This window comes from Pseudogracilibacillus sp. SO10305, from assembly GCF_037072005.1.
In the GTDB taxonomy this organism is placed as follows: Bacteria; Bacillota; Bacilli; order Bacillales; family Amphibacillaceae; genus Pseudogracilibacillus; species Pseudogracilibacillus intestinigallinarum.
Genome location: NZ_JAXHDE010000001.1, coordinates 218,951 through 241,849, shown reverse-complemented (window position 1 = coordinate 241,849; position 22,899 = coordinate 218,951). Strand labels below are relative to the sequence as shown.

At 34.4% G+C, this 22,899-nt stretch carries 24 protein-coding genes; 22 read left to right on the top strand and 2 right to left on the bottom strand.

What is annotated here, in order from left to right; all coding sequences use genetic code 11:
• Nucleotides 1–81: 81 nt before the first annotated feature.
• A complete protein-coding gene (locus tag SPD45_RS01290) occupies nt 82–1,833 on the top strand; it encodes a methyl-accepting chemotaxis protein (RefSeq protein WP_336265771.1) in 1,752 nt (583 codons plus the stop codon).
• A gap of 63 nt (nt 1,834–1,896) precedes the next feature.
• Here SPD45_RS01290 and rpmB read toward each other — a convergent pair whose 3' ends face one another.
• Nucleotides 1,897–2,085 carry a 50S ribosomal protein L28 gene (rpmB, locus tag SPD45_RS01285; RefSeq protein WP_336265770.1) on the bottom strand — a complete coding sequence of 63 codons (189 nt, stop codon included), beginning with the start codon at nt 2,083–2,085 and terminating at the stop codon, nt 1,897–1,899.
• 234 nt (nt 2,086–2,319) lie between these two features.
• Between rpmB and SPD45_RS01280 the strand changes: the two genes are divergently transcribed.
• From SPD45_RS01280 to rnc, 8 genes are all read left to right on the top strand, one after another.
• The gene (locus SPD45_RS01280; protein WP_336265769.1) at nt 2,320–3,954 is read left to right on the top strand and encodes a DAK2 domain-containing protein; all 1,635 of its coding nucleotides are present in this window, start codon (nt 2,320–2,322) and stop codon (nt 3,952–3,954) included.
• A 377-nt stretch (nt 3,955–4,331) separates the two neighbouring features.
• On the top strand, nt 4,332–6,359 hold the full coding sequence (gene recG / locus SPD45_RS01275) for an ATP-dependent DNA helicase RecG (RefSeq protein WP_336265768.1): 2,028 nt from the start codon (nt 4,332–4,334) through the stop codon (nt 6,357–6,359).
• Between the two features lie 85 nt (nt 6,360–6,444).
• Nucleotides 6,445–7,026 (top strand): transcription factor FapR, encoded by a 582-nt coding sequence (gene fapR / locus SPD45_RS01270; RefSeq protein ID WP_336265767.1) that lies wholly within the window; start codon nt 6,445–6,447, stop codon nt 7,024–7,026.
• Nucleotides 7,023–8,027, top strand: a complete 1,005-nt coding sequence (gene plsX, locus SPD45_RS01265) for a phosphate acyltransferase PlsX (protein ID WP_336265766.1) — start codon at nt 7,023–7,025, stop codon at nt 8,025–8,027. Before fapR ends, plsX begins: the two co-directional genes overlap by 4 nt.
• Complete coding sequence (gene fabD, locus SPD45_RS01260; protein ID WP_336265765.1) at nt 8,028–8,969, top strand: ACP S-malonyltransferase; 942 nt, start codon at nt 8,028–8,030, stop codon at nt 8,967–8,969. It abuts the gene before it with no gap.
• Nucleotides 8,970–9,710, top strand: a complete 741-nt coding sequence (fabG, locus tag SPD45_RS01255) for a 3-oxoacyl-[acyl-carrier-protein] reductase (RefSeq protein WP_336265764.1) — start codon at nt 8,970–8,972, stop codon at nt 9,708–9,710.
• Between the two features lie 52 nt (nt 9,711–9,762).
• Nucleotides 9,763–9,996, top strand: a complete 234-nt coding sequence (gene acpP, locus SPD45_RS01250) for an acyl carrier protein (protein ID WP_336265763.1) — start codon at nt 9,763–9,765, stop codon at nt 9,994–9,996.
• 142 nt (nt 9,997–10,138) lie between these two features.
• Nucleotides 10,139–10,825 carry a ribonuclease III gene (gene rnc, locus SPD45_RS01245; protein ID WP_336265762.1) on the top strand — a complete coding sequence of 229 codons (687 nt, stop codon included), beginning with the start codon at nt 10,139–10,141 and terminating at the stop codon, nt 10,823–10,825.
• 35 nt (nt 10,826–10,860) lie between these two features.
• Here the strand turns inward: rnc and SPD45_RS01240 are convergent, their stop codons facing one another.
• Nucleotides 10,861–11,088 carry a DUF1128 domain-containing protein gene (locus tag SPD45_RS01240; protein ID WP_336265761.1) on the bottom strand — a complete coding sequence of 76 codons (228 nt, stop codon included), beginning with the start codon at nt 11,086–11,088 and terminating at the stop codon, nt 10,861–10,863.
• Nucleotides 11,089–11,207: 119 nt separating this feature from the next.
• On the opposite strand from SPD45_RS01240, the gene smc reads away from it, so the two are divergent.
• The 13 genes from smc (at nt 11,208) to SPD45_RS01175 (ending at nt 22,886) form a co-directional block, all read left to right on the top strand.
• Nucleotides 11,208–14,762 (top strand): chromosome segregation protein SMC, encoded by a 3,555-nt coding sequence (smc, locus tag SPD45_RS01235; RefSeq protein ID WP_336265760.1) that lies wholly within the window; start codon nt 11,208–11,210, stop codon nt 14,760–14,762.
• 17 nt (nt 14,763–14,779) lie between these two features.
• Nucleotides 14,780–15,766, top strand: a complete 987-nt coding sequence (gene ftsY, locus SPD45_RS01230; protein ID WP_336265759.1) for a signal recognition particle-docking protein FtsY — start codon at nt 14,780–14,782, stop codon at nt 15,764–15,766.
• Nucleotides 15,766–16,092, top strand: a complete 327-nt coding sequence (locus SPD45_RS01225) for a putative DNA-binding protein (RefSeq protein ID WP_336265758.1) — start codon at nt 15,766–15,768, stop codon at nt 16,090–16,092. The genes ftsY and SPD45_RS01225 overlap by 1 nt, the downstream gene beginning before the upstream one ends.
• 13 nt (nt 16,093–16,105) lie before the next feature.
• Entirely contained in the window at nt 16,106–17,449 is a 1,344-nt protein-coding gene (gene ffh, locus SPD45_RS01220; protein WP_336265757.1) for a signal recognition particle protein, read from the top strand.
• Nucleotides 17,450–17,532: 83 nt separating this feature from the next.
• Complete coding sequence (gene rpsP / locus SPD45_RS01215) at nt 17,533–17,805, top strand: 30S ribosomal protein S16 (RefSeq protein WP_336265756.1); 273 nt, start codon at nt 17,533–17,535, stop codon at nt 17,803–17,805.
• Between the two features lie 14 nt (nt 17,806–17,819).
• Nucleotides 17,820–18,047: a KH domain-containing protein gene (locus SPD45_RS01210; RefSeq protein WP_336265755.1), complete on the top strand. Its 228-nt coding sequence runs from the start codon at nt 17,820–17,822 to the stop codon at nt 18,045–18,047.
• Between the two features lie 205 nt (nt 18,048–18,252).
• Entirely contained in the window at nt 18,253–18,642 is a 390-nt protein-coding gene (locus tag SPD45_RS01205; RefSeq protein ID WP_336265754.1) for a YlqD family protein, read from the top strand.
• Nucleotides 18,643–18,646: 4 nt separating this feature from the next.
• On the top strand, nt 18,647–19,156 hold the full coding sequence (gene rimM, locus SPD45_RS01200) for a ribosome maturation factor RimM (protein ID WP_336265753.1): 510 nt from the start codon (nt 18,647–18,649) through the stop codon (nt 19,154–19,156).
• Entirely contained in the window at nt 19,156–19,896 is a 741-nt protein-coding gene (gene trmD / locus SPD45_RS01195) for a tRNA (guanosine(37)-N1)-methyltransferase TrmD (protein WP_336265752.1), read from the top strand. The genes rimM and trmD overlap by 1 nt, the downstream gene beginning before the upstream one ends.
• A gap of 132 nt (nt 19,897–20,028) precedes the next feature.
• Entirely contained in the window at nt 20,029–20,373 is a 345-nt protein-coding gene (gene rplS / locus SPD45_RS01190) for a 50S ribosomal protein L19 (protein WP_336265751.1), read from the top strand.
• A 129-nt stretch (nt 20,374–20,502) separates the two neighbouring features.
• The gene (gene lepB, locus SPD45_RS01185) at nt 20,503–21,063 is read left to right on the top strand and encodes a signal peptidase I (protein WP_336265750.1); all 561 of its coding nucleotides are present in this window, start codon (nt 20,503–20,505) and stop codon (nt 21,061–21,063) included.
• A gap of 13 nt (nt 21,064–21,076) precedes the next feature.
• Entirely contained in the window at nt 21,077–21,913 is an 837-nt protein-coding gene (gene ylqF / locus SPD45_RS01180) for a ribosome biogenesis GTPase YlqF (RefSeq protein ID WP_336265749.1), read from the top strand.
• A gap of 202 nt (nt 21,914–22,115) precedes the next feature.
• The gene (locus SPD45_RS01175; protein ID WP_336265748.1) at nt 22,116–22,886 is read left to right on the top strand and encodes a ribonuclease HII; all 771 of its coding nucleotides are present in this window, start codon (nt 22,116–22,118) and stop codon (nt 22,884–22,886) included.
• Nucleotides 22,887–22,899 lie beyond the last annotated feature (13 nt).

The window sequence follows — 22,899 nt, the reverse complement described above, 5'->3', positions numbered from 1 at the left end:
GGAATTTATAGAATTCAGATGTATAATAGTCATTGTTTACTATATAAATTAACTATATTAGGTATAAAGGAGTGTTTATAAGTGGAGATTAAGTGGAATAGGAAAAGTTTAGCAATAAAAATTGTTGCTATTAGTTTAAGTATGATTTTCTTATTAATGGTTGCTGGAATTATTTTACTTCAATACATGGGAAAAGTTTCGACAGAGAGGACATTAGCTTTATATGCGGAAGAGGCTGTTGAAAATAGTAAAAATTATATTGATGTTCCGTCATATAAACAATTTTTAGAACAGCAAAAAGATGATGAGGTGTACATAAATCTAAAGACATCAATGAATGATTTTCGCGAAAAAGCGGATTTACTGTACGTATATACAATTTCGTTAGAGGATGATAAGTCATATGTTATGATTAATGGTCAACCAGAAAATGCTGAAATTCAAACAGCAATCAAAGAGGAAACAACGACATATAGTCCAGAGTTATTACAATCTGTTTTAGATGGTGCAATCATTTCTACTGAAATACGGGAAAATGAAGTATATGGGGACTTTTTAACCGCATTAGCCCCGTTGGAAGATGAAAATGGAAATGCTGTCGGTATTATTGCTGTTGATATTAGTGCAGAAAAAGTACAAACAATTACGGACAATGTAATGAAAAAAGTATTGCCTATTGTTTTAATTGTATTTGTCGTTATTTTTATCGTTACATCTTTAGGATTATTATATTATGTGTTAAAACAAATGCGTCCATTGCAAACAATTAAAGATATTGCGGAAAAAATTGCAGTCGGTAATCTAAAAGCAGCAAGTGAACAAATTACTTCATTACCAAATAATCGGCAAGATGAAGTTGGTCAATTAAGTAAATCCTTCGAGGTAATGGTAAAAGAATTAGAAGATGTTATGACTCAAGTAGCGACAACATCTGAGCTTGTTGCTGCCTCATCTGAAGAACTGTTTGCAAGTGCTGATCAATCATTGGAAGCGAACCGCCAAATGGAACAATTAATGGAAGGATTATCTACCGGTGCGCAAACACAACATGATTATGTCGAACAGACTGCTATGAATATGCAGGAAATGAATACCGGTATTGAAACAATTGCAAGTGCTGCAATTAATGCAACAGACTCTTCTGTCCAAGTGTTAGAAGAAGCACAAGCAGGGCATGAAACAATTGAAAAAGTTGTCACACAAATGCAGGCAATCAACGATACAAATCAAGATATTGAAAAAGTGATTCAACGATTGGTAACCCAATCTAAACGTATTGAAGAAATTTTATATGCGATTACTAACATAGCGGAACAAACGAATTTGTTAGCACTAAATGCAGCAATTGAAGCGGCTCGAGCAGGTGAACATGGTAGAGGATTTGCCATAGTTGCCGAAGAAGTACGTACATTAGCAGATCAATCGAAACAATCTGTAGAAGAAATTTCTCAATTAATTCAAACAATTCATGTGGATGTCGAACAAGCTGTTGTAACGATGGATAAAGGAAAACAAGAATCAGAGACTGGAATCGATATTGCGGCACATACGACAAAAGCAATTGAAGAAATTATTATGAGTGTTCAACGTGTAACGAATGAAATGCAAGATGTATCTGCTTCAACACAACAGATGGCGGCGACAAGTGAACAGGTGAATGATGTCATGAAACAAGTAGAATCAATCACTAATACAGTAATGGAAAACACGAAAAAAACTGTCACGAGTATTGAGGGGCAAAGTAGTGCAATGGAAGATGTTACAAGTGCAAGTCATGACTTAAGTTTAGTCGGACAAGAACTACAAGAAATGTTACAGAAATTCACATTATAAAGCAACAAAAATAGACGCCATTGTCATGAAGACGATGGCGTCTATTTTTGTATAAAAAGTCGATTATACACGTTCAACTTTTCCTGATTTTAAAGCACGTGCAGAAACGTATACTTTTTGAGGCTTTCCATCAACCATAATTCTAACTTTTTGTACGTTCGCTTTCCATTTACGTTTGTTAGCGTTCATAGCGTGTGAACGGTGGTTTCCAGTTCCAGTTTTACGTCCAGTAACAACACATTTTCTTGACATACGAATCCCTCCTAACTGCATATGTGTCTATACATACCTTATATAATTTATCACAATGGACATTATTTTGCAATTGTAAATAAATCATCCTTGAAAAAATGTAGTAAATAAATAGTATAGGAAATATTGTCACTTGTAAAGATGAATTGTTTCACTTATGATAAAAAATATGTACAATGTAAGAAGTAGATTTTAATATGTCGTTTACATATATTTAGGAGAGGGTTAAGAAAAATGAAATTACTGAATAGCTCCATTCTCATACAGATGATTCAAATGGGAGCAAGAAATTTATCGAATAATAAAGATATGATTAATAAATTGAATGTTTTCCCGGTACCAGATGGGGATACAGGGACGAATATGAACTTATCGATGCAATCAGCAGTTCAATCTATTCAACAATTAGAAGAATCACCATCGATGGAATTAGTTTTAAAAGCATTTTCAAAAGGATTATTAATGGGAGCACGTGGGAACTCGGGCGTTATCTTATCGCAACTTTTCCGAGGTTTTTGTGCTGCATTAGAACAAACAGAAACAATCGATACGAAACAGTTTGCCGAGGGTTTACAAGCAGGAGTAGATGTAGCATATAAGGCAGTAGCAAATCCTGTTGAAGGGACCATTTTAACAGTAGCGAAAGATACTGCAAAATTTGCGTTAACTCATGCAGAGACGGAAGATGATTTCGTACCATTTATGGAAACAGTAATTAAAGAAGCGAACCGTTCTTTAGATCATACACCTGAACTATTACCAGTATTAAAAGAAGTAGGTGTTGTAGACTCGGGCGGTAAAGGACTCGTTACTGTATATGAGGGGTTTTTAGCCATGTTAAAGGGAGAAGCATTGCCAGAACCTGAAATGGATGTGGAAGCATTAATCAAACACGAACACGAAAAATCTGTACAATCTTTTATTAGTAAAGATTCGATTGAAAAAGGTTATTGTACTGAATTTTTCGTGGAAATAACATCAGATGCATTTGATGAAAATGAATTTCGTGATACGTTAGCACAGTATGGTGACTCTTTACTTGTTGCTACGACAGACGATATTGTGAAAGTACATATTCACTCTGAAACACCAGGAGAGGTTATGTCTATCGCACAAAAATATGGAGAATTAGATCGTATTGATATTGAGAATATGCGTAAACAATATGAACATATTGTCGAACAAGAGAATGCAGAAGTGAAGGATCCAATTGATGTTGGCATTATAACGGTTGCATTTGGTAAAGGTATTACACAAACATTTAATAGTATTGGTGCTACGACGATCATCGAAGGTGGACAAACGATGAACCCAAGTACTGAAGATGTGTTAGCAGCAATTGAAAAAACGAATGCAGCACATACATTTATTTTACCGAACAATAAAAACATTGTTTTAGCAGCAAATCAAGCAAAGGAAATTTCTGATAAATCGATTATGATTATTCCGACAAAATCGGTACCAGAAGGTATTAGTGCATTATTAGCATATGACGAATCTTTTTCTAACGAAGAAAATGAACAAGCGATGTTAGAAGCGATGCAAGATATTAAAACAGGTTCTGTTACGTATGCAACGAGAGATACTGTTATTAACAACATGGAAATTAAACAAGGTGCATATATTGGTTTAAATGATGATACGATTAAAGTAACGAAAGATAATCAACTTGATACGATTCAGGCATTGTTAGCAGAGATTGTCGATGAGGATGAAGATGAGTTAATTACGTTGTTTTACGGTGAGAACGTAACAGAGGACGAAATAGAAAATATCGAGTCTTTTGTAGAAGAGACGTTTGAAGATGTGGAAATTGAAGTACATGAAGGAAATCAACCAATCTATGCGTACATTTTCATGGTAGAATAATAGAATTTTGGTAGAATGAACGACATACGAACAAAAGGATAGCATATACAAGGGACGTTAGTGGAATATTGTACTAACGTCTCTTTTTATTTGTCTTTTTGTTACACACTTCAGTTAAATACATGATTTCCCTCCTTTTATCGAACGAGAACACGACTCTGATTTTAATTTTTGCCCGGCTTATTTTTCGTATGCAATTTCAAGTTTTTTATATCAAATTATATTTTCACTTGGTATAATATAGGAAGATTAAGTTTGGAGTTTCGTAGAAGTACAATGTTTTTATAGGTTCTTGATAAAGGGAAAATGACATAAATAAAAAGATGAATATACAATTTGAATAAATGATATCTGTAGATAGAAAGAGTGAATAGAGTTTGTTAGAAAAATCTGTTGATATATTGAAAGGTGTAGGAGAAAAGGTAAAAGAGGACCTCGCCTTAATGGATTTACATACAATTGAAGATATATTATATTATTTTCCATATCGATACAATATAGCAGAAGTAAAACCGTTAGATCAATTAGTTCATGATGATACGGTGACAATAGTAGGTACAGTTTTGCATGATCCGACTGTCTCTTATTTCGGTCGTAAAAAATCGCGATTATCTTTTAATGTTCAAGTGGAACAATTTGCGGTGAATGTAGTTATGTTCAATCGTGCCTTTGCCAAAAAACAATTACTTCAAGGAACAGTTGTTACATTAACGGGAAAGTGGGATGCACATCGATTGCAAATTACAGTAAGCCATTATAAAGTTGGCGAACCAAGTGATGAAGTGTCCATTCAGGCCATATATTCTGTTAAAGGCAATATAAAACAAGCGAGAATAAAAGGATTTATTACACAAGCAGTCGAAAATTATATTCAAGAAGTGAAGGAGATTTTACCTCCATCTTATTTAGAAACATATAAATTACCGTCCATTCAGCAAGCGATTTATTCGTTGCATTTTCCTGAAAACAAAAATGCTTTAAAACATGCGCGAAGAAGGCTCATTTATGAAGAGTTTCTTTTATTCCAATTAAAGATGAATTATTTAAAACATCGCAATCAGCTCGAAGTCGGTGGGGTAGCACAACAAATAAATCGAGAAAGACTAGAACAGTTTATGAAAACCTTACCATTTGTATTAACAGATGCACAGGTAACAGCGTTGGAAGAAATTTTAAAAGATATGACAATGCCGATGCAAATGAATCGATTGCTACAAGGGGATGTTGGATCAGGGAAAACCGTTGTTGCAGCGATTAGCTTACTAGGAACGGTGACAGCAGGTTTTCAAGGTGCATTAATGGTTCCGACGGAGATTTTAGCCGAACAACATTATGAATCGATACAACAATTATTACCGAATTTACGTGTTGCTCTTCTAACAAGTTCAATTAAAGGAAAAAAACGCACTGCTGTTTTAGAAAGTATTGCACAAAATGAGGTCGATGTTGTTATCGGTACACATTCGTTAATTCAAGAAGAAGTTATGTTTCATTCTTTAGGATTAGTTATTATTGATGAACAGCATCGATTCGGTGTAGAGCAAAGAAGGACATTACGAGAAAAAGGTTTACAACCAGATGTATTATTTATGACAGCAACGCCTATCCCAAGAACATTAGCGATTACAGCTTTTGGAGATATGGACGTGTCTGTTATTCAGCAATTACCAAAGGGAAGAAAAGAGATTGAAACATATTGGGTAAAGGATGATATGTTAGATCGTGTGTTAACATTTATTCAAAAGAAAATTGCTCAAGGGGAGCAAGCATATATCGTTTCGCCACTTATTGAGGAATCTGAAGCATTAGATTATCAGAATGCTGTTGCATTATATGAGCAGTTGCAAACCTATTATCCAGCACATATAAATATCGGGCTATTACACGGTAAAATGAAAAATGATGAAAAAGAGTCCATCATGAAGCAATTTTTAGCCAATGATATTCAAATATTAGTAGCGACAACTGTGATTGAAGTTGGTGTGAACGTACCGAATGCAACAGTTATGGTTATTTATGATGCAGAACGTTTTGGTTTATCACAATTGCATCAATTGCGTGGACGTGTTGGACGTGGAGACAAGCAAAGTTATTGTATTTTAATAGCAGACCCAAAAGGCGAAGTTGGTCAGGAAAGAATGAAAATTATGACGGAAACGAATGATGGATTTAAATTATCAGAAGAAGATTTAAAACTACGTGGACCTGGGGATTTTTTCGGAAAAAAACAAAGTGGATTGCCAGAGTTTAAAGTGGCTGATATTGTTCATGACTATAAAGCGTTAGAAGTAGCAAGAAATGATGCACAAAAAATTATTCGTCATAATTTACTGTTTGAAAATGAGGAATACGAAATGATGCGAAATGTAGTGGAAAAACAAATCGATATCAAGCAATTTGATTAAAAAAAGTTTCTTGCATTATTATACGTCATCATATATATTACTATTAGTACCTAGTCTTAATTACTGTAAGATGGATGTGGTCGAGATGAAATTGAAAAAGGCAGAGCGACAAAAACAATTAGTCGAAAAAATAGAAGCGACACCATTTATTACGGATGAAGAGTTAGCAAATTATTTTCATGTAAGTATACAAACAATCCGATTAGATCGTTTAGAATTATCTATTCCTGAACTGAGAGAGCGAATAAAATCCGTAGCAACAAATCAATGGAACGAGACAGTTCGTGCTTTACAAGTAGAGGAAATTATTGGGGATGTCATTGATTTAGAATTAGATGAACGTGCGATTTCTACGATGACGATTCAAAAAGAACAAGTTTTTTCACGAAATAAAATTGCTAGAGGGCATCATTTATTTGCCCAAGCAAACTCTTTAGCCGTCGCTTTAATTAATGATGAGCTAGCATTAACGACAAAATCCGAAATAACGTTTAAGAGACAAGTGAAACTTGGTGAACAAGTTGTCGCGAAAGCAAATGTAAAAGAAGTGCAAAATAATGGCATTACAATTGTCGTAGTACATAGTTATGTGAAACAAGAATTAGTATTTTCAGGTATATTTTATATGTATCGTTCGAAACCGAAGGAAAAGGTGGTTAAATCATGAAGCTAGCATTAGATGCTATGGGTGGGGATCATGCACCAAAAGTAATCGTAGAAGGTGCAATGGCAGCAATAAAAGATAAACAAGACTTAGAAATAACATTGATTGGGGACGAAGCTAAAATCCGTTCATTTTTAACGGATGGGGAGCGAATCAATATTATCCATACAGAAGAAATGATAGAAGCAGATGACGAACCTATTCGTGCTGTTCGTCGTAAAAAACAGGCTTCTGTCGTATTAATGGCGAATGAAGTAAAAGAAAAACGTGCAGATGCATGTATATCTGCTGGTAATACAGGTGCTCTTGTCGTTGCTGGTTTATTTGGCGTTGGTCGAATTAAAGGAATCGAACGCCCCGCATTAAGTCCAACACTTCCAACGATTGATCAACATGGCTTTTTATTGTTAGATGCAGGTGCAAACGTAGATGCTACACCAAAGAATCTTTTACAATACGGTGTGATGGGCTCGATTTATTGTGAAAAAGTCCGTCATATTAAACGTCCACGTGTTGCATTATTAAATGTTGGAACGGAAACCGGTAAAGGAAACGCGCTAACAAAGAAAGCGTATGAACTTTTATCGGAAGCACCAATTAATTTTATTGGCAATGTGGAAGCACGTGATTTATTAGATGGTGTCGCAGATGTAATCGTCACAGATGGTTTTAGTGGAAACGTTACATTAAAGTCCATTGAAGGAACGGCGCTTCATGTAATGAAGTTGTTAAAAGGGACATTAACATCATCCTTAAAAACAAAATTAGCTGCAGGATTAATAAAAAAAGACCTATCACAATTAAAAGAAGCATTAGACTATCCAGAATATGGTGGGGCATCGTTATTTGGATTAGCAGCACCGGTTATCAAATCACATGGTTCTTCCAATGAACGAGCAATCTACCATACGATTTTACAAGCATGTGAGATGGTAGAACAAAATATGGTAAAAACAATTAGTGAAACGATTGCAACATTGCAAGTAGACGAGGAGGAAAAATAAATGAAAAAGATTGCAGTAATGTTTCCTGGCCAAGGTTCACAAGCAGTAGGAATGGGACAGGAATTATATGATAGTTTTGACGAAGTGAAACAAATTTATGACAAAGCAAATGATATTTTACATACAAATATAACAGAATTAATGTTTCAAGGACCTGTGGAAACATTAACGGAAACAGAAAATGCTCAACCAGCTTTATTATTAAATAGTATTGCTGTTTATGCACTGTTAGCAAAAGAGAACATTCAACCAACAATGGCTGTTGGACATAGTTTAGGAGAGTATAGTGCCCTTGTTGCAGCTGGTGCAATATCGTTAGAAGAAGCACTGCCATTAGTGAAAACACGTGGCAACTTAATGGAAAAAGCATTTCCTAAAGGAAAAGGAACGATGGCGGCTGTATTAGGTATGTCAGAGGAAGAAATCGCAACAGCATTAGAAGAAGTTACTGAAGATGAAATCGTAGATATTGCTAATTTAAATTGCCCTGGTCAAATAGTTATTTCGGGATCGAAAGAAGGAGTGGATGAAGCGAGCGAACTATTAAAGGAAAAAGGTGCAAAACGCGTGATTCCTTTAAATGTAAGTGGACCATTCCATTCTAGATTAATGCAACCGGCGAATGAAGAATTTGCTAAACATTTAGATGCAGTAACGATTACAGAGGCGTATATGCCGATATATGCGAACGTTACAGCGGCACCTGTTACGCAAAGGGTAGAAGTGAAGCAGTTATTATTAAAACAATTATATTCACCAGTCCGATTTGAACAATCAATTGAAAATATGTTAAAAGAAGATGTGGATGCATTTGTCGAAGTAGGGACTGGTAAAGTATTGTGTGGACTCGTTCGAAAAATTAACCGTAAAACAAAAACATTTGCAATTCAAGATGTTGCATCATTTGAAAAGTTTTTAGAATGGTATAGGGAGGAAGCATAAATGTTACAAGGGAAAATAGCGTTAGTAACAGGGTCTTCTCGTGGAATCGGTCGTGCTATCGCATTGGAATTAGCGAAACAAGGTGCGAACATTGCTGTAAACTATGCAGGTAGTGAAGATAAAGCAGAAGAAGTTGTGCAAGAAATAAAAGCATTAGGTGTAGAAGCAATCAAAATAAAGGCAAATGTCGCGAATGAAGATGATGTAAAGGCGATGATAAAGGAAGTAACAAAAACTTTCGGTGCATTGCATATTTTAGTAAATAACGCTGGTATTACACGTGATAATTTATTAATGCGAATGAAAGTAGAAGACTTTGATGATGTTATTGAAACGAATCTAAAAGGTGCGTTTTTATGTACAAAAACAGTAACACGACAAATGATGAAACAAAAAGAAGGACGTATTATTAATATTGCATCAATAGTCGGGGTAAGTGGTAATCCGGGACAAGCGAACTATGTAGCTGCAAAAGCAGGAATGATTGGATTGACGAAATCGACTGCTAAAGAATTAGCTTCGCGTAATATTTTAGTCAATGCGATTGCACCAGGATTTATAACGACTGATATGACAGATATATTAACAGAAGAACAGAAGGAAGCAATGTTAGCGACTATACCTTTAGAAAAATTAGGAGAGCCTGAAGATATTGCAAATGTTGTAACATTTTTAGCATCTGATAAATCCAAATATATTACTGGACAAACGATTCATGTAGATGGTGGAATGGTAATGTAAAGGTAGTAATTTTTCGTGATTTACAATATACTATTGGAGGGAGGTGAAAGGGATGACAGAAGTATTCGAAAAAGTAAAAGAAATTATCGTTGAACAACTTGATGTTGATGAAGCAGATGTAACTATGGAAGCCTCTTTCAGAGATGATTTAGATGCGGACTCATTAGACGTTGTTGAATTAGTAATGGAACTTGAAGATGAATTTGACATTGAAATTGCAGATGAAGAAGCTGAAAAGATTAACACAGTTGGAGATGCGGTTTCATATATTGCAAACAACCAATAATGTATGAACAGTCCTTATTTACATACATAAAGGGCGTTAAATGTTCGAACTTAATAGGTTGAGACGAAGTAACTTAGGACTTTTCGTAATTACTTATGTCTCAACCTGTTTCGTTTTATCAATGAAAAAAGGAGGGATGACAGTGAATATGGAACAAATAAAAAAAGAATTATCGATACAATTTGATGACGATGCATTATTAACGCAAGCATTTACCCATTCATCGTATGTGAATGAGCATCAACAAAAACGTTTAACAGATAATGAACGATTAGAATTTTTAGGTGATGCTGTACTAGAATTAGCCGTTTCAGATTTCTTATTTAAAAAGTATACGAATATGAAAGAAGGAGAAATGACAAAGTTACGAGCAAATATTGTTTGTGAAGAATCATTATATTATTTTGCTAATATTTTAAAATTACATAAATATATTTTGCTCGGTAAAGGGGAAGAGCGCACCGGTGGAAGACATCGTCAAGCATTACTTGCAGACGTGTTTGAAGCTTTTTTAGGCGCATTATATTTAGATCAAGGAATGGCTAGTTGCCAACAATTTTTAGAAAAGCATATTTTTCCACATATAACAGCTGATGCTTTTTCACATGGGATGGATTATAAAACACAGCTTCAGGAAGTTGTGCAAAAAGAAAAAGGGAGTAAAATCGAGTATTGTATTGTCGAGGAGAAAGGACCTTCACATGCGAAGGAATTTAAGGCGCAATTGCTTGTAAATGGAAAGAATAAAACAATTGGGATTGGTAGGACAAAAAAAGAAGCAGAACAAAAAGCGGCAAAAAGTATGTTAGAGAGGTTAAAACAAAAATAAAAGGCTAACCATGTATCATGATTGCCTTTTATCTTTTATGAACCTTTTCGGACAGAACGTAGCTCATCTACAAATGCTGCCGTCTCTTGAGGACTTAATTTTCCAGTTTGTACAACATGGTCGTAAAGGAATTTTAAGTGATCATAACGTTCTAAATCATAATCTTCATCATCGAAAAGAGCGCGATTGGCAACACCGAGTCGTTCACTAAGTTGTTCTAACAAAAACTTTAAGTTCTCTTGTGACGCTTCATTTAAATTCATGTATAGTTCCCCCAACATTTTATATAAAATATGTAACTTTTAGTTTACAATGTTATGTAAGATAACACAACTAGGACGAAAAAATGAATAGTAGATTCATTTAAATGAGGAGTAGATCTATGTTTTTAAAACGAATTGAAACGGTAGGATTTAAATCATTTGCGGATCGAACAACGGTTGAATTTGTGCCTGGAATTACGGCGGTTGTTGGGCCAAATGGTAGTGGAAAGAGTAATGTTATCGATGCTGTCCGTTGGGTATTAGGAGAACAATCGGCGAAATCACTACGAGGAAGTAAAATGGAAGATATTATTTTCCAAGGTAGTGATTCGAGAAAAGCATTAAACTTTGCAGAAGTAACATTAGTATTAAATAACGAAAAGAAAGAACTACCGATAGAATATAATGAAGTTAGTATTACGAGGCGTGTTTATCGTTCAGGAGATAGTGAGTTTTATGTCAATAAACAACCATGCCGTTTAAAAGATATTGTCGATTTATTTATGGATACGGGCCTAGGGCGTGAATCTTTTTCTATTATTGGACAAGGGAAAATTGATGAAATTTTAAGTTCCAAAGCAGAGGATCGTCGTGCAATTTTTGAAGAAGCTGCAGGGGTCCTAAAATATAAACAACGAAAACAAAAAGCCGAGGTGAAATTAGAGGAAACATCACAAAATTTAGCACGTGTAGAAGACATCATGTACGAAATGAAAGACCAAATAGAACCTTTAAAAGAACAAGCAGAAAAGGCACATATTTTTAATGAGAAAAAAGAAACATTACGTGAAGTGGAAGTATCACTGTTAGTAACAGAGATTCACGGTTTACATGAAGAGTGGCAATTACTGTTGAAGCAAATAGAACAAGAGAAAAATGATGAGCTACAACAGAAAACAACGATTCAACAACGTGAATCCAAGCTCGTTGAAGTGCGGGAACAATTGGAATCATTAGAAAATAAATTAGAAATTTTACAAGAAAAGCAATTAGTGAAGACAGAGCGAATTGAACAGCTAGAGGGCAAAAAAAGCGTGCTTCATGAGCGAGTAAAACATGTATCGGAAAATAGAAAGAAATTAGAGGAAGAAAAAAAGACACAAGAAGAAAAACGTTCCCAAGCACAGAACCGTATCGAAGAAGAACAAATTCATCTTAATGAAGTGAATGAATCGCTTGAAGATATACGACGAAAAATAAACTCATTACAAACAGATAATAATCAAGCGACAGACACAAAGAAAGATGCAATTGAACGTTTAAAGTCAGAATATATAGATGCATTGAATGAACAAGCTGCATTACGTAATGAAGAAAGCTCTATTACACATCAACTTGAACAAGTGAAACAACGGATAACAACACAGCAAACATCATCCAAACAATATATTGACCAAAGAAAGAAAAATAATGAAGCCGAAACAACACTTCTACAAGCTTTACAAGAGAAAAAGCTAGCAGTTGATGAAAATGAACAACGGATTATACAAATAAATGAAACGAAGCAGCGATTAGAATCGACTTATGATGACATGCAACGAAAACTTTATGAAGGAAATGAACGTATTGCGACGATTGCCTCTCGTAAAGAAATGTTAGAAGAAATGAAAAATAGTTTTCAAGGTTATTTTTACGGAGTAAAGGAAATTTTACAAGCAGTACAAAAAGGGAAAATCGATTCAATCGAAGGTGTTGTCATCGATTTAATGGACGTACCGACGATATATATGACGGCAATAGATACGATCTTAGGTGCACAAGCACAACATGTCGTTGTAAAAACAGATGCAGTTGCACGTAATATTATTCAATGGTTAAAAAAGGAAAATAAAGGTCGAGCGACTTTTCTTCCGTTAGGCTCTATTGAAAAAAGAGGCATCCCTTCTACTGTTATCCAAAAAATAGAAACAGAAGAAGGTTATGTTGGGATTGCATCTAATTTAGTTAAAGTACATGATCATTATCGGATCGTTGTCGACCATTTAATGGGTAATGCAATTGTGACGAAAGATTTAAAGAGTGCAACAACGATTGCAGCGAAAACAAACCGACGTTTTAGAATTGTTACTTTGGATGGGGATGTTGTGTATCCAGGTGGTTCCATGTCAGGTGGGGCGAAAAAGCAACAAAATGTCTCTTTATTTACACGTGAAAAAGAGTTGAAATCTTTAGAAGGAAAATTAGTTCAATTTACAAATAGAAAAAATAAATTTTTAGAAAATATGTCTGAAGTGAAACGTGAATTAGAATGCCAAGTTGCTGAATTGCAAAAAATAACTGAAGAACAACAAAAATTGGACTATTCATATGGACAAGTTCAAATGCAATTAAATGATTTGAATGTCAAAGTTGCACAAACAGAAGATCAATTGGTTAGCTATGAATTGTATATGAAGCAATATGCCGAAGAGAAAGAGGCGCTAGTAAACAAACATAAAGAGACGACAGAAAGATTGTTACTCGTTTCTAATAAAATTACTGAAACGGAGCAACTTATTGACCAATATACAAAAGAATTACAATCGTTAGAGGAAGCAGCTAAAACGACAGAAGATACGGTTCATGAACTGGAAAAAACAGAAATTGAATTAAAAGAACGTCATAATCATTTTCTAGAACGTCAACGTCATCATAGAACCGAATTGATAGAGATAGAAAAAACGTTAGACAATATAGTTGTTTCTCTAAATGAAATGGAACAAGTAGAGCAATTGTCTGAAGATACAAATTCTATTGAAAAAGAAATAATAACTTTTAAAAATGAATTAGAGATTTTAGCGAATGAGATTGAAGAAAGTCGGAAAAATAGAACTGAACAGTATGAATGGATTCAGGATGAACAAAAGGAAATTCGAGGTCTAGATTTGGTACATCAAAAAGCAGTTAAAACGATCCAACAATTAGAAGTTCAAGCTAACCGTTTAGATGTCACGTTAGAAAATCGTTTGCAATTTTTACAAACAGAATATGTGATGACTTATGAATATGCAAAAGAACATTTTAATTTCGTCGAAGATTTGGAACAAGCAGGACGACGCGTAAAGGAAATTAAACGTGCAATTCAATCTTTAGGTACAGTGAATTTAGGTGCGATTGAAGAATATGAACGAATAAAAACTAGGTATGAATTTTTAGCAGAACAACAAGCAGATTTAATCGATGCGAAGGAAACATTGTACACGGTTATTAAAGAGATGGATAAAGAAATGACCGAGCGATTTGAAGCAGTGTTTTTCGATATTCAACAGGCATTTATGAATGTTTTTACACAACTTTTTGGTGGGGGCCGAGCTTCTCTTACATTAACAGATCCAGAAAATATGCTTATGACAGGGATCGATATTGTGGCACAACCACCAGGGAAAAAGTTGCAATCACTAGACTTATTGTCTGGTGGAGAACGTGCATTAACTGCAATTGCACTGTTGTTTGCTATTTTACGTACACGGCCAGTTCCATTTGTGATTTTAGATGAGGTAGATGCTGCATTAGATGAAGCGAATGTGATTCGTTTTAGCCAATATTTAAAAAAATATCGAGAAGAGACACAATTTATCGTTATTACACACCGAAATGGTACAATGGAAGAGGCAGATGTACTGTACGGTGTAACGATGCAGGAATCTGGTGTGTCCAAACTCGTATCTGTCAGGTTAGAAGAGGCGATGAATTAGGAATAGGAGAGAATAGAATGAGCTTTTTTAAAAACTTAAAAAGTAAATTTATAAAAAAAGAAGAAGATACAGAAACATATAAAGAAGGCATGAAAAAAACGCGTCAATCGTTTACGAGTAAAATAAATGATATTATTGCACGATACCGACAAGTTGATGAAGAGTTTTTTGAAGAACTGGAAGAAGCTTTAATTATGGCGGATGTTGGTGTTACGACTGTCATGGATGTCATAGAAGACTTACGCTTTGAAGTGCAACGTCGTAATATTAAAGATACGAATGAAGTAAAAGACGTTATATCAGAAAAATTAGTTGAAATTTATTACAATGAAGATGATTCAACTATTGAAGAGATTAACTATCAAACAGATGATTTAACAGTTATTTTAGTTGTTGGGGTAAACGGCGTCGGTAAAACAACTTCGATTGGTAAATTAGCTGCACAATTAAAACAGGAAGGGAAAAATGTCGTTTTAGCAGCTGGTGATACGTTTAGAGCTGGAGCGATTGATCAATTAGAAGAATGGGGAAAACGTTCTGAAGTAGAAGTAATTAAGCAATCAGAAGGTAGTGATCCAGCAGCGGTAATTTTTGATGCTATTAAAGCTGCGAAATCACGTAAAGCAGATGTGTTAATCTGTGATACAGCAGGGCGTTTGCAAAATAAAGTAAACTTAATGAATGAACTGGAAAAAATTAATCGCATAATTGAGCGTGAAATTCCAGGTGCACCACATGAAGTATTACTTGTTTTAGATGCAACAACTGGACAAAACGCTTTAAGCCAGGCTAAAACATTTTCAGAAGCGACAAACGTATCTGGGATTGTATTAACGAAATTAGATGGTACTGCTAAAGGTGGAATTGTCTTAGCGATACGTAATGAATTAAACATCCCGGTGAAATTAGTCGGCTTTGGTGAAGGGGTTCATGACTTAAAAGAGTTTGATGCACATGCATTCGTATATGGACTTTTTGCTGATTTAATGGAAGAGGAAGCATAATGTTAGAAAAAACAACAAAAATGAATATGTTGTATGACTTTTATCAAACATTGTTAACAGATAAGCAAAGGGAATATATGGAACTTTATTATTATGAAGACTATTCCTTAGGAGAAATCGCAACAGAAACGAATGTGTCAAGACAAGCAATTTATGATAACATTAAACGGACGGAACAAATATTAATGAATTATGAAGAAAAGCTACAATTGTATGAAAAGTTTTTGCAAAGGGAAGCATTGTTGGTAGAATTAGCACAACAATTAACCGAAGCAAATGTAGCACAACTACAATCATATATTCAACAAATAAAGAACATAGACTAGGAGGTTACCTTCTATGGCATTTGAAGGACTTTCAAATCGTTTGCAAGAGACGATTAAAAAGATAACTGGTAAAGGTAAAGTAAGTGAACAAGATGTAAATACGATGGCAAGAGAAGTACGACTTGCATTATTAGAAGCTGACGTTAACTTTAAAGTAGTGCGTAATTTTATAAAAGATATAAAAGAACGTGCAGTTGGACAAGAGGTAATGGAAAGTCTAACACCAGGTCAGCAAGTCATAAAAATTGTACAAGAAGAATTAACAGAATTAATGGGGGGCGAACAGAAGAAAATTGCTGTTGCTGATCGTCCACCGACAGTTATTATGATGGCAGGATTGCAAGGTGCTGGTAAAACGACGACTACTGGTAAATTAGCAAATTTATTACGTAAACAATACAACCGTAAACCATTACTTGTTGCTTGTGACGTATATCGTCCAGCAGCCATTCAACAATTACAAACATTAGGTAAACAATTAGATATGCCTGTTTTTGAAATGGGTACAGAAGTTAGTCCAGTTGAAATTACAAAAAAAGCATTGGAATATGCAAAAGAAGAACATTTAGATTATGTATTAATCGATACAGCTGGTCGTTTGCACGTAGATGAAAATTTAATGCAGGAGTTACAAGACGTAAAAGAAGTAGCACAACCTGATGAAATATTCCTCGTTGTCGATGCGATGACAGGACAAGACGCGGTAAACGTTGCAGAAAACTTTAATGATCAACTCGATATATCAGGAGTCGTTTTAACAAAATTAGATGGTGATACACGCGGTGGGGCTGCATTATCGATTAAGGCTGTCACAGATAAACCAATAAAGTTTGTTGGGATGGGGGAAAAGTTAGATCAATTAGAAGAGTTTCATCCAGAAAGAATGGCATCCCGTATTTTAGGGATGGGGGATGTGTTATCTTTAATTGAAAAGGCACAAACGACAATTGATGAAAAACAAGCGAAAGAATTAGAAGAAAAAATGCGCACAATGTCGTTTACATTTGATGACTTCTTGGAACAAATGGGCCAAGTGAAACAAATGGGACCATTAGAAGATATTTTAGCGATGCTTCCGGGTGCCGGAAAAATGAAAGGGATGAAAAATATTCAAGTTGATGAGAAACAACTTACTCATATTGAAGCAATCATCCAATCAATGACGAAGGAAGAAAGAAACGACCCATCCGTCATTAATGCAAGTCGTAGAAAGCGTATTGCGACAGGTTCTGGAACAAACGTCGCACAAGTGAACAGACTTTTAAAGCAATTTAATGAGATGAAAAAAGTAATGAAACAAATGACAAATATGCAAAAAGGGAAAAAGGGAAGAGGCTTCCAATTGCCATTTATGTAACTGTCATGTAAAAACACTTTACAGATATAAAAATAAGTGTTATACTTCTAAAAGTGTGAAAAAAGTAATGGAGGTGTACAAAGATGGCAGTTAAAATTCGTTTAAAAAGAATGGGTGCTAAGAGAAACCCTTTTTACCGTATTGTTGTAGCTGATTCACGTTCTCCACGTGATGGTCGTTTCATCGATCAAGTTGGAACATATAACCCAGTTGCTGAACAAACTGAAGTGAAAATTGACGAAGAAAAAGCACTTGACTGGATGCACAAAGGTGCGCAACCAAGTGATACAGTTCGTAATTTATTCTCGAAACAAGGTATTATGCAAAAGTTCCATGATGCAAAAAACCAAAAGTAAGGTAGTGTGATTGTATGAAAAAATTAATTGAATCAATCGTAACTCCTTTAGTTGACTTTCCAGATGATATCGTCATCGAAAAAAGGGAAGAAGAAAAAAAGATTGTCTATCATTTACAAGTAAATGAAGCAGACGTCGGAAAAGTAATTGGTAAAAATGGTAGAATTGCTAAAGCAATCCGAACGATTGTATATTCTACAAAACCAAATATTGATAAGCGAGTATACCTCGATATTATGTAATAGAATGAAAACGTAAGATTGGACATAGGTTCGTACTATTCCAATCTTTCTTCATTCTTACCTTCAAAAAATGTCATATATAATAATATGATCCATGTAAAATGGAATATCCCCACATTCATACATCTTCAATTTTGAACAATATATATCTTCTATAAAAATGGAATCATTCGTGTCATAATAAGGTTTAAAGGTGGAGATTTCATTGCAAATTATTCAAAAAGTTATCGTAAAGCAAATGATTACGGAAAATAGTAAATATACATTGCAAAAAAAATTTGAGCGAGAAAAAAAGCAACTTGAATTAGAATGTCAACAACTATTATTCGAACAGAGAAAGTTGATGAATAAGTTAACACAATCAAAGACAGAAGTAGAGGAAAGATTTGAGCGTGAAATCAATTTTCGTAAAGATAAAATGCTTATGATTGATTTTAAAATAGAACAATTAGAAGTATTAGAAATCGGTAGTGAAATTATCGAAAGAGAAATGGAAGCTATCGTCCCTGTAGAGGTTGGGAAGGATTGGGAAACAATCATGAAAGAACGAATAATCGTAGTGAAAGATAATATTATCGTTAGAATAGATGAATAAGGTGATGGAATTGTTTAAAATAGGCAAAATAATTAATACTCATGGCATAAAAGGAGAAGTAAAAGTACAACAGCATACAGATTTTATGGAACGTTTTGATAAAGGAAACATCGTATTCATTCAGAAAGACGGAACAGATTGGAAACCATTAACGATCCGTTCATCTCGCACACATAAAAATAATATTTTATTACAGTTTGAGTCCTATGAAACTCTACATGATGTTGAACCATTAAAAAATGAACTTTTGTATATAAAAGAAGAACAATTAACTCCGTTAGAGGAAGATGAATTTTATTATTTTGAAATTATCGGTTTAGAAGTAGAAACGACAGATGGAGAATATATTGGGAGGATAGATCATATTTTATCTCCCGGCGCAAACGACGTATGGGTTGTAAAAACGAAAAACAACAAAGAAATACTAATACCTTATATCGAACCTGTCGTAAAAGAAGTACATATAGAAGAGAAGAAAGTCATTATTGAACCGATGGAAGGATTGTTTGATTAATGCAAATTGATATTTTAACATTGTTTCCAAAAATATTAGAAGGTGCGTTTGAAAGTTCTATTTTAAAACGGGCAATTGAAGCGAATAAATTCCAGTATGATTTAATTGATTTTAGGGAGTTTGCACATAATAAACATAAGAAAGTGGATGATTATCCATATGGTGGTGGCGCAGGTATGGTGTTAGCAGCCCAACCTATTTTTGATGCAGTACAATATGCAACAGAACGTAAACAGTCGAAACCGAGGGTCGTCCTAATGTGTCCTCAAGGAGAGCGTTATACTCAACAAAAAGCAGAAGAATTTGCAAAAGAAGATCATTTAATTATTATTTGTGGCCATTATGAAGGATATGATGAACGGATTCGAGAACATTTAGTAACAGATGAAATCTCCATTGGTGATTATGTTTTAACTGGTGGTGAAATAGGTGCTCTAACAGTTGTAGATAGTGTTGTTCGTCTTTTACCAGATGTGCTAGGGAATGAAACATCTGCGAAAGAAGATTCATTTTCAACTGGTCTTTTAGAACATCCACAATATACGAGACCTGCTGATTTTCGTGGTTGGCAAGTACCGAACATTTTATTAGAAGGTCATCATGCGAAAATAGATCGTTGGAGAAAAAAAGAATCTCTTCGTCGTACATTAGAACGTAGACCCGACTTATTAGATACTTATCTTTTAGATGAAGAAGAACAACAAATTTTACAAGAAATAAAAGCTGAAAAAAATGTATAAATATAGTTGTATATGATATGAATATATGCTATATTATATGGTGTGCTTATGAACATAAGCAGGAAAACGATGTTCCGCTATGAAGGGATTAGCCCATTTGTAAGAGCATTAGTTTGGAAGGAGTGAAGGCAAATGCAAAAATTAATTGCTGACTTAACAAAGGATCAATTACGTACAGATCACCCAGAGTTCCGTGCAGGAGATACAGTTCGTGTTCACGCGAAAGTTGTTGAGGGAACTCGTGAAAGAATCCAAGTATTCGAAGGTGTTGTCATTAAGAGACAAAATGGTGGTATTCACGAAACATTCACAGTAAGAAAAATCTCTTACGGTGTAGGTGTTGAGCGTACTTTCCCATTACACTCACCAAGAATCGATAAAATTGAAGTTGTTAGAAAAGGTATCGTACGTCGTTCTAAACTTTATTACATGCGAAAATTACGTGGTAAAGCTGCACGTATTAAAGAGAGAATGTAATGATACTAGAAAAACCTCTGAACAAACTGTTTGGAGGTTTTTTTATATGAATAGTGACAATCATTGTAAAAAAATGATTCATCTTATACAATAAAAACGTAATGATACATAGAATTCGGAGGGGAAGCAATGGGGAAAAAAGCAGTGAAAGAGAGCGCAAGTCTTTTCAAAATTGTTATTATTGCATTATTAATTGCAATTCTCGTTCGACAATTTATCTTCTCTCCGATTATTGTGGATGGACCATCGATGCAACCAACATTATTGGACCGTGATCAAATGATTGTGAATAAGTTTATTTATTATTTAAAAGATCCAGATCGGTTTGACATCGTTATTTTTCATGCAACAGAAGATAAAGATTTTATTAAACGTGTTATTGGCTTACCGGGAGAGCATGTTGAAGTAAAAGATAATATTCTTTATATTGACGGAGAGAAAGTAGATCAAACATTTATGGAACATAATGATGATCACACACCAGTATATCCGATTATTACAAATGACTTTATATTAGAAGATTTGCCTGGTAATTATACATCAATTCCAGAAGGGAAAGTATTAGTTTTAGGAGATAATCGAAGCAATTCAACAGATAGTCGTTCTTTCGGATTAGTGTCAATGGAAGAAATAATTGGTAAAACGAGTGTTGTATATTGGCCATTCGAACGAATACAATTGGTAAAGTAATCGAGGTGAGAACATGATACAGTGGTTTCCAGGCCATATGGCTAAAGCGAGACGGGAAATCGAAGAAAAACTGAAATTAGTTGATGTCGTTATAGAACTTGTAGATGCCCGTGCACCATTATCTACACAAAATCCGATGTTACAAGAGGTAATCCATCAAAAAGAAAAAATTATCGTATTAATGAAAAGAGATTTAGCTGATGCGATTCAAACGGATAAATGGTTACAACATTTCGAAGCACAAGGTACAACTGCGATTGCATTAGATGTGAACAATAAAAAGGATATCCAACAATTTATTGAACTTGTGACAGAAAAGGGAATCGAAAAACAGCGTAAATTAATTGAAAAAGGTGTACAACAACGAGCAGTACGAGCACTAATAGTAGGAATTCCAAATGTTGGAAAGTCCACTTTAATCAATCGATTAGCGAATAAGAAGATTGCCAAAATTGGAGACAGACCAGGTGTGACAAAAATGCAACAGTGGATCAAAGTAAAACAAAAGTTTGAACTACTAGATACACCAGGTATTTTATGGCCGAAATTCGAAGATGAATTGATTGGTTTACGTGTTGCGGCAATTGGCTCAATTAAGGATGAAATTTTACCTTTGCAAGATGTAGTTGCGTTTTTATTACAATATATTTATGAAACTTATCCTAATTTATTAAAAAAAAGATATGGTTTAACGGATGTAGATGATATGTGGGAAGTTTTTGAATTGATTGGAAAAAAACGTGGTGCACTTGAAAGTGGTGGTCAAGTAAATTTTGACAAAGTTGCGGATGTTGTTTTACAAGATTTCCGTCAAGCAAAATTAGGGGAAATAACATTAGAAACACCATAAAAGACATCCGTACAATGTGTAAGGAAGATTCTTTACATTGTACGGATGTCTTTTTTTTATTGTACACTATATATGTACGAGCATCGTCACACGCTTCTAAAATTAATTACAATGTTTGGAAACGATGACGATATATTATATAGAGGAATACACATAGAAAATTATATATATTGATATCCTCATTATTTAGGAGTTGGGAAAAATGAAGAAGGAATCTATCGCAAATTTGAAAACAATGTTACAATCCCAAAATATGACGAACGAACAAATAAAAGAATTAAAGCAAGACGAACGTCTTGGTGTAAAAAAGTTAATAAAACAATACGAAAATAAGTTGGAAAAAGAACGAATAAAAAGACAAACATATCGAACGATGAAAGAGTTTGATAAGAAGTTTTTACATCATGATATGAAGTGGATTGCAGGTGTAGATGAAGCGGGGAGAGGACCACTAGCAGGACCAGTTGTCGCAGCTGCAGTTATTTTACCAAAAGATGTTGACTTTAATGGTCTGACAGATTCCAAACAGTTAACTGAATTAGAAAGAAATATGTATTATGAACAAATTAAAAAAAATGCCATTGCCTATCATATTGAAATAATATCTGCGGAAGAAATTGATCGGTTAAACATTTTAGAAGCAACAAAACTAGCGATGACAAATGCATTGTTGCAATTAGAGAAATATCCAGATATTGCCTTAATAGATGCAGTACAATTAACTGATTTACCATTTCAACAAGCGGCAATTATAAAAGGGGATGACAAAAGTTTATCAATCGCAGCTGCAAGTGTATTAGCGAAAGTGACGAGAGATAAATGGATGGAAAAATATGATGAATTATATCCACAATATGGATTTAAAAAACATAAAGGATATGGAACGAAAGAACATATGGATGCAATGAAACGATATGGTGTTTGTCCAATTCATCGAACATCTTTTCGACCTGTACAACTATGTATGAAATAAAATGGGGGAATTG

What these genes read in the sequence shown, in the direction of transcription:
- rpmB (WP_336265770.1), bottom strand. Translation starts at nt 2,085, where the DNA reads ATGTCAAGAAAATGTGTTGTTACTGGACGTAAAACTGGAACTGGAAAC.
- SPD45_RS01280 (WP_336265769.1), top strand. Translation starts at nt 2,320, where the DNA reads ATGAAATTACTGAATAGCTCCATTCTCATACAGATGATTCAAATGGGA.
- fapR (WP_336265767.1), top strand. Translation starts at nt 6,445, where the DNA reads ATGAAATTGAAAAAGGCAGAGCGACAAAAACAATTAGTCGAAAAAATA.
- plsX (WP_336265766.1), top strand. Translation starts at nt 7,023, where the DNA reads ATGAAGCTAGCATTAGATGCTATGGGTGGGGATCATGCACCAAAAGTA.
- fabD (WP_336265765.1), top strand. Translation starts at nt 8,028, where the DNA reads ATGAAAAAGATTGCAGTAATGTTTCCTGGCCAAGGTTCACAAGCAGTA.
- fabG (WP_336265764.1), top strand. Translation starts at nt 8,970, where the DNA reads ATGTTACAAGGGAAAATAGCGTTAGTAACAGGGTCTTCTCGTGGAATC.
- acpP (WP_336265763.1), top strand. Translation starts at nt 9,763, where the DNA reads ATGACAGAAGTATTCGAAAAAGTAAAAGAAATTATCGTTGAACAACTT.
- SPD45_RS01240 (WP_336265761.1), bottom strand. Translation starts at nt 11,088, where the DNA reads ATGAATTTAAATGAAGCGTCACAAGAGAACTTAAAGTTTTTGTTAGAA.
- smc (WP_336265760.1), top strand. Translation starts at nt 11,208, where the DNA reads ATGTTTTTAAAACGAATTGAAACGGTAGGATTTAAATCATTTGCGGAT.
- ftsY (WP_336265759.1), top strand. Translation starts at nt 14,780, where the DNA reads ATGAGCTTTTTTAAAAACTTAAAAAGTAAATTTATAAAAAAAGAAGAA.
- SPD45_RS01225 (WP_336265758.1), top strand. Translation starts at nt 15,766, where the DNA reads ATGTTAGAAAAAACAACAAAAATGAATATGTTGTATGACTTTTATCAA.
- ffh (WP_336265757.1), top strand. Translation starts at nt 16,106, where the DNA reads ATGGCATTTGAAGGACTTTCAAATCGTTTGCAAGAGACGATTAAAAAG.
- rpsP (WP_336265756.1), top strand. Translation starts at nt 17,533, where the DNA reads ATGGCAGTTAAAATTCGTTTAAAAAGAATGGGTGCTAAGAGAAACCCT.
- SPD45_RS01210 (WP_336265755.1), top strand. Translation starts at nt 17,820, where the DNA reads ATGAAAAAATTAATTGAATCAATCGTAACTCCTTTAGTTGACTTTCCA.
- rimM (WP_336265753.1), top strand. Translation starts at nt 18,647, where the DNA reads ATGGAATTGTTTAAAATAGGCAAAATAATTAATACTCATGGCATAAAA.
- trmD (WP_336265752.1), top strand. Translation starts at nt 19,156, where the DNA reads ATGCAAATTGATATTTTAACATTGTTTCCAAAAATATTAGAAGGTGCG.
- rplS (WP_336265751.1), top strand. Translation starts at nt 20,029, where the DNA reads ATGCAAAAATTAATTGCTGACTTAACAAAGGATCAATTACGTACAGAT.
- lepB (WP_336265750.1), top strand. Translation starts at nt 20,503, where the DNA reads ATGGGGAAAAAAGCAGTGAAAGAGAGCGCAAGTCTTTTCAAAATTGTT.
- ylqF (WP_336265749.1), top strand. Translation starts at nt 21,077, where the DNA reads ATGATACAGTGGTTTCCAGGCCATATGGCTAAAGCGAGACGGGAAATC.
- SPD45_RS01175 (WP_336265748.1), top strand. Translation starts at nt 22,116, where the DNA reads ATGAAGAAGGAATCTATCGCAAATTTGAAAACAATGTTACAATCCCAA.